The organism is Flavobacterium flabelliforme (genome assembly GCF_017948675.1).
GTDB classification, from domain to species: domain Bacteria; phylum Bacteroidota; class Bacteroidia; order Flavobacteriales; family Flavobacteriaceae; genus Flavobacterium; species Flavobacterium pygoscelis.
Map to the genome: position 1 here is coordinate 1 of NZ_JAGFBU010000025.1, position 842 is coordinate 842.

1 protein-coding gene is annotated in these 842 nt (G+C 32.4%); it reads right to left on the reverse strand.

From position 1 onward, the window contains the following. Positions 1–140 precede the first annotated feature (140 nt). Positions 141–785 carry a DUF4279 domain-containing protein gene (locus tag J3S90_RS15705; RefSeq protein WP_210646974.1) on the reverse strand — a complete coding sequence of 215 codons (645 nt, stop codon included), beginning with the start codon at positions 783–785 and terminating at the stop codon, positions 141–143. Between the last annotated feature and the right edge of the window lie 57 nt (positions 786–842).

Consider the following 842-nt stretch of genomic DNA (forward strand, 5'->3'; position numbering starts at 1 on the left):
CTAACGTTTCGCGGCTTGCAGAAGTGGCGAACTTCGTAAACGATTATTTTCGGCTAAGATAAAATTTCTTGCGAAAGATAAACGTGAATTTACCACATATTTCGCCATTTATGCAAACCGCTGTTGTAAGCAGTACCTTTTTACTTTAGATAATTTCCGTAAATATATTGGTCAATATCTATTCCTAAATTTAAATTATTTAATCGATTAATAGTTTCAATGTTTAAGTGAATCCCTGAGTTTCCACTAACATATTGTTGATAATGTATTGAAATAATCGAGTCAGCCTTTTTAGTTAAATTTAGTATTCCTTCGACGTCTTTTTCTAATTCAGTCAATAGCAAATTCAATTTAGTTTCTAAATCGTAGGCGCGACTTTTAATTGGTTCAAATGTTAAACGACTAAATTTGTATTTTCCTTTTCCGATTTTTCTTTCCTCGTTTATAGACCAACCAAAAACGTCATTGAACTTTGTAATTTCTGAAAGTTGATTGAACGTTAAATTTTCAGATGTAGACGTTAAGTAAACTCTATTTCCGTTCTCTGTTCCAACTCCGCATAATTCGTTATTTTTTTTTCTGAAGTTGACAGTTAAAAAAAATGGTTCGTTTTGGATAGCAAAATACACCGTTTTTACGTCATCAAAAGATTCTAAATCGACTCTTTCGACTTTTGGCATTCCATTTTCCATTTCAACACTATGAACTTCAAGATATTGACGCGTAGTTTCAAAAGTTGGATTTTCTATTTCCTCAATTGCTATCTTTATTATTTCGTTTTTCAATGTTTTCGTTTTTTCGGGTATTGCTTACAACGTCTTGGCGCTTGGCGTGGTTGGGGA